Genomic DNA, 5242 nt, shown 5'->3' with positions numbered 1-5242 from the left:
AACTTCCCCCTGGCGAACCTGAAGGCGGAGGGGGCCGCGGAGGCCCTGGAGAAGGTCGGAATCGTCAAGGACGCCGAGATTATCGTCTACTGTAACAGGGGGAATCAGAGCAGCCAGTTCGCCGAGGCGCTGGTGAGGGATTTTGGCTTTGACGCCAAAAAGGTGAAGAACTACAAGGGAAGCGTTATCGATTGGAGCAAGAACCCAGCCAACAAACTGGAGCCGGAAGGCCACGAGTAGTTTTTTGCCGAAGCGGGATGCCGGCACACTACCCCCTGGCTTCGGCTCTCTCCTGGGCACTGTCCTCTGTGTGGCCGCGGCGACGATCGGGGGCTTGGCCTTTTCGGCCGGTCGCTATTTCCTCGGGGATGCCGTCGCCTCCTTGGTGGAACGCAGAGGAGTAGGGGATAGGGCCAGCCCCGGTAAAAGGCAACAAAAAGCCCCGATGAGGCTGACGTCAAAACGCCAACCTCATCGGGGCAGGAGTTTGCCGTTAATACTTGAACCGTGTGATGGTTTCCATAATACGTTCGGCCATCACGGCAACCTCGTAGCTGGCCTTTGAGAGGATGCTGATCGAGGCCGCTTGTCCTTTGATGGACTCCGCTGCCTTGAGGGTAACTGCGGCGTTGTCGTTGGCAAGCTGCGAAAGGGTTGAGATGATATCCACCACCTGAGCCTTCTGGTCGTTCATCTTCAATCCACCCTCGTTCAACTCCTTCGAGGTTTGGATGACGTTTTTGATCGCGTTCGATATCCCGTTGAAACGGTCGTTTGTATTCTGAATATGGTCGTTTTGAATCTCCACCAAAGCCTGCGTTTGTTTGATCAGGTCGACGGCCTCCTGCGCTCTGTTGAGCAGTCCGCCGATCGTTCGGGTGATCTCGTCCGTAAAGGTCGAAGTTTCCTCCGCCAGCTTCCGTACCTCCTCAGCCACCACGGAGAACCCCTTTCCTGCCTCTCCTGCCCGTGCCGACTCTATCGCTGCGTTCAGCGCCAGGAGGTTGATCTGGTGCGCGATGCCACGAACCATCTCGCTGGCCTTTGAGATCGCGGAAACGCTCACGCTGGTTTCGGTGATTGCCTCGTACACCTTTGTGGACAGCGCCGTGCTCTCGGAAGCCGACGCATTCAGTTTCTTCAGGGCTTCGATCCCCTCCGATACCAGCGCCGTAACCGTGTCGGCATCTTGCCCCAGAATGGCGACTCGCCTCAGATCCTCGTCGATCAGGTCCCCCAACACTTTGATATTCGAGGCCCCCGCCTCCGCGTCCCGGGCCTGCGTAAGAGCGGCTTCATTCACCTTTCCGATGGAAACATCCAAGCTGCTGGCGACGTCGGCGGTCTGGGTACTTGTGGAGCTCAGCTCCTCTGCCGAAGCGGTCAGGGAGGCCACCGCGTGGGCAACCTCCACGACGATCTTCTGGACCGTTTCGATGAAGTCATCCACATGAGAGGCGATCTCCGCCACCTCATCGCTTCCGGACACGCTGAGGCGCTGGGTCAGATCTCCGGCGCTTTGGGACAGGTCGTCCATCAGGCGACTGATCCGGGACAGCCTGCGGTACAGGATGACAAAGGTTCCAAGGATGAGGAGGATTAAAAGCACCGTGCCTGCGACCACCACATTGAGAGCCCGATTGAAGACACTGGAAATTGCCTCCACCCGCTCAGCCAGCATCTGACGCACAGATTTTTGAAAGTTGCCAACGTAGCCTTCGATTACGTCCTTACTTTTTTCGTAATCCTGGCCAAAAAGCAAGCGCTGAGCCTCGTCGCGATTTCCGTCCTCCAGTGCCTTCATCGCAACGCCCTCCAGCTTGGCCAAACTGTTGGATTCCGCCGCGCCCTTTTCCAGAAGCTCCAGATACTCGGCAGGCGTCCCCAGCTCCTTCAGCCTCGCAATGACCTTCTCCCTGCGGCGCGTTTCGTTGACCTCACGCCAATAGTTGTCGAAATGCTTTTTGTCCTCCGTCTGGACGTAGTAGCGCACCTCCTGCGTCAGATAGTCCGACGCCGCGCTCAGGGAGTGGGAAAGCTCGATAAATTCAAGTTGTTCTTCAAAAGCCTTGCGTTGCTCGGCTTGGCGCAATTGAAGAAAGACTATCCCCACCAAAACAGCCGCGGCAAACACTGCTGTGAACGTCCCGGTCACGAACAATAATTTCCTGATCCTCATGAATAGAAACCCTCCTGTTCAATTTCTTTGAAATGCAATGCTTCACTACTTATATCGGGGAAGACATAAGACCGGCTTCGGTCGGCTGCCTTTGTCGATGCCTCCGCTCGGGAAGCGGGGTGCACTGTGAATCGAGGTAGGCTCGCTTAAACTCCCATGAATTTTATTTCGTGGGAGTACGTCAATGATCTTAGCTAAATTCAAGCCCTAATGGAGCCGGCCGCCGACCTCACGGATGTCCTCGCGGGCGGTTAGCGCCGCTCGGATCGCGACCTCGATTCCTCTGGCCATCATCGCCACAGGCAGGCCGTTTTCTTCTCCCAAACGCCTGGCCTGTTCGGCCATGTATGGAATGTGAATGAATCCCCCTCGGCGCGCGTTGCCTTCTTCCGCCAAGAGGTGCATCAAGCCATAAAAAAGGTGGTTGCATACAAAGGTACCCGCACTGTTTGAAACCGAAGCGGGAATCCCTGCGTCCCGTATTGCCCGTACCATGCTTTTGACGGGCAAGGTGGACCAGTAGGCCGTGGGAGCGCCCTCGATCACGGGCTCATCCACCGGCTGATTCCCGGCGTTATCCGGGATGCGAAAATCATCGACGTTGATGGCGACACGTTCGGGCGTGATCTCAGAGCGCCCTCCCGCCTGCCCCAGCGAGATGACGATCATCGGGTCTTCACGGGCCACGGCCGACCGAAGCATCTCCAAGGAGAGAAAGCGCACCGTAGGGATTTCCTTCGTGACGATTTGGCATCCCTCCACCGTCTTCCCCTCAAGGAGTTTCAGAACTTCGCCAGCAGGGTTGATCGGTTCGCCGCCGAAGGGTTCAAATCCTGTGACCAGAACTTTATCTTGCATCTCCCTGCCTCCAGGCCCGACGGGCCGTTTCTCAGTTAGCTCAACCATAAAAAAAGATCGCTGGCGAAACAGCCGCCGAAAAGCACCGCGCGTTTTAATTTTAAGATTCTACCATGCCGAAAGCCGTTATTTTGGGTTTTTCTTCAAAGACACAGGCAAAAAAGATGAGTCGCCAGATGGTCTTCTTAAAACTGTGATTTGGGGGTATACTTCATTATTTAGCGTATGGGGCCTGGAAGATCGTTGAAAGGATGGCGTATCCGGGACGAATCGTTACCCGACGCTGCGAACTGAACCCATATGCCAGATTTGAGGATAGTTCCGAGGAGGCTGATCCGTTTTTCCCTTAATTATTGCCGCGAGCCCGTTTCTAACTTTTCAAGATGATTTTAAGAAAAGGATGTGGATTCATGCTTCATTTTGTTCTGGCCCTGCTGCCTATAGCGGCGATCTTGATCGGGATGGCCGGTTTCGATCTTCCTTCCAAGGTCGTAGCCCCCGCCTGTTGGCTGATCGCTTTCCTCAGCGGATTGCTCTTCTTCTCAGGCTCCGCCTCGGGCCTTCTTGAAACCAGCGCATCCGGCATCGTAGACGGACTAAGGATCGTCTGGATCATCTTTGCGGCGTTCACCATGCTGCAGGTGATGCTGAAGGCCGGGGCCATGGACCGAATCCGCAACGGCCTCGCTCATGTCACCTCCGACAAGAGGCTGATGGTGCTGTTGCTCGCCATCCCTTTCGGGACCTTTTTGGAGGGAGCTGCAGGGGCCGGTTCTCCCGCGGCGCTAGCGGCTCCATTTTTGGTTGGACTTGGTATGAACCCCGTAATTGCTGCGGCGGCCTGTTTGATGGGGAACTCCGCGCCGGTTAGCTGGGGAGGTGCAGGAGTTACCACGGTCGTTGGCGCGGGAAAGTTTGTGGATTTCATGCAGGCCTCTGCCATGACCGGACGTCTGGCCTGCTTCGAGTACATCCTGCTACCCGTCCTGATGATCGCTTTCGTCTTCGGCCGCAGGGCCTTCAGGGGGATATGGAGAGATATCCTGGTCCTGGGGCTTCTCACGGGAGCCATCAATTTTGCCATCAGCAACGTTTTCATTCAGATTACAGAGCTGACCAGCCTTTTGGGCGGATTTGTGAGCACCCTCCTTTACAGCACCTACCTGACCCTCCGCCGGGAGGACCTTCTTGCCATACCGGCGGAGTATCGTCTGGAGCACACCGAGAGCCAGGAAGCGCACTCCTTGGGGAACTTCCTCTTCTCCTTGTCCCCATACTTCATCCTGTGTGTGCTGTTGGTGGTCGTCCGCCTCTCCGTCCCGCTCAAATACCTGATCGCCTTCGGGGGCGGCTACACGGTTTGGGTTGGCTGCGTCATTCTGGTCAGTGCCGTCCTTGCCTCTTTCATCTTCCGCCATGCCTATTATCTCGTCGAGGCCATGAAGGACTCTTTCAAAAAGGTCGTCCCGGCACTGTTAGCCATGGGCTTCCTGCTGGCAATGGTCAACTGCATGAAGCTCTCCGGTCAGATCAGTGCTCTGGCTAAAACTCTCAGTGCGGCTGCAGGCATCCTGTATCCCATGGCCGCAGTCCTGATCGGGCAGATCGGAGGGTTCATCACAGGGACCAACTTGGGGTCCAACCTTATGTTCAATCCTCTGCACATGGAGGCGGTGAAAACCCTGGCGCTAAATCCCGTCACCGTGGTAGCTGCCCAAAATACAGGCGGCGCGATCGGGAACATGATCTGCCCGAATAACGTCGTGGCGGTCTGCGCCTGTGTCGCGATCCTGGGACGCGAGGGGGAGGTCATCCGGAAGACCCTGATGCCCTCGATCCTCCTGATGTTGTTCCTCGGCCTGCTGGCGATGTTCTACACTTATGTCCTGTTCCCAATTTGAACTGAGGACCAACTCCAGACCTGCCTTGAACCTTGCTTTGCGGGACTGTAGCCCTCGCTTGACAAAAGGACGGGCTGACGGTACAATGCATGACCGTATTGTGCGAGATTGAGGGGCTTCTTCCGAGGGCTTCCGTTTTGCCGGTGTAGCTCAGTTGGTAGAGCGGCTGACTTGTAATCAGCAGGTCACAGGTTCGAATCCTGCCTCCGGCTCCAGTCAAACCAGTACGAAGTGGTGGAATGGCCGAGCGGTCAATGGCAACAGACTGTAAATCTGTCGGCGAGAGCCTACGTTGGTTCAAATC

4 protein-coding genes and 1 tRNA gene are annotated in these 5242 nt (G+C 56.3%); 3 read left to right on the top strand and 2 right to left on the bottom strand.

Features of this window, described 5'->3' with window-relative positions; genetic code table 11:
- Positions 1–240 (top strand): rhodanese-like domain-containing protein (locus tag Q0629_RS04185; RefSeq protein WP_298779286.1); only part of this gene is annotated, 240 nt, incomplete at its 5' end.
- Positions 241–493: 253 nt separating this feature from the next.
- On the opposite strand, the gene Q0629_RS04180 is transcribed toward Q0629_RS04185, so the two are convergent.
- Both Q0629_RS04180 and pcp read right to left on the bottom strand, forming a co-directional pair.
- Positions 494–2179 (bottom strand): methyl-accepting chemotaxis protein, encoded by a 1686-nt coding sequence (locus Q0629_RS04180; protein ID WP_298779284.1) that lies wholly within the window; start codon positions 2177–2179, stop codon positions 494–496.
- A 207-nt stretch (positions 2180–2386) separates the two neighbouring features.
- Entirely contained in the window at positions 2387–3037 is a 651-nt protein-coding gene (pcp, locus tag Q0629_RS04175; RefSeq protein WP_298779283.1) for a pyroglutamyl-peptidase I, read from the bottom strand.
- A 410-nt stretch (positions 3038–3447) separates the two neighbouring features.
- Between pcp and Q0629_RS04170 the strand changes: the two genes are divergently transcribed.
- Entirely contained in the window at positions 3448–4938 is a 1491-nt protein-coding gene (locus tag Q0629_RS04170) for an L-lactate permease (protein ID WP_298779281.1), read from the top strand.
- Between the two features lie 139 nt (positions 4939–5077).
- Positions 5078–5153, top strand: a tRNA-Thr gene (locus tag Q0629_RS04165).
- Positions 5154–5242: the final 89 nt, after the last annotated feature.

The organism is uncultured Fretibacterium sp., assembly GCF_938030725.1.
Lineage (GTDB): Bacteria > Synergistota > Synergistia > Synergistales > Aminobacteriaceae > Fretibacterium.
The sequence above is the reverse complement of the archived record's forward strand: the minus strand, read 5'-3'. Positions and strand labels throughout refer to the sequence as shown.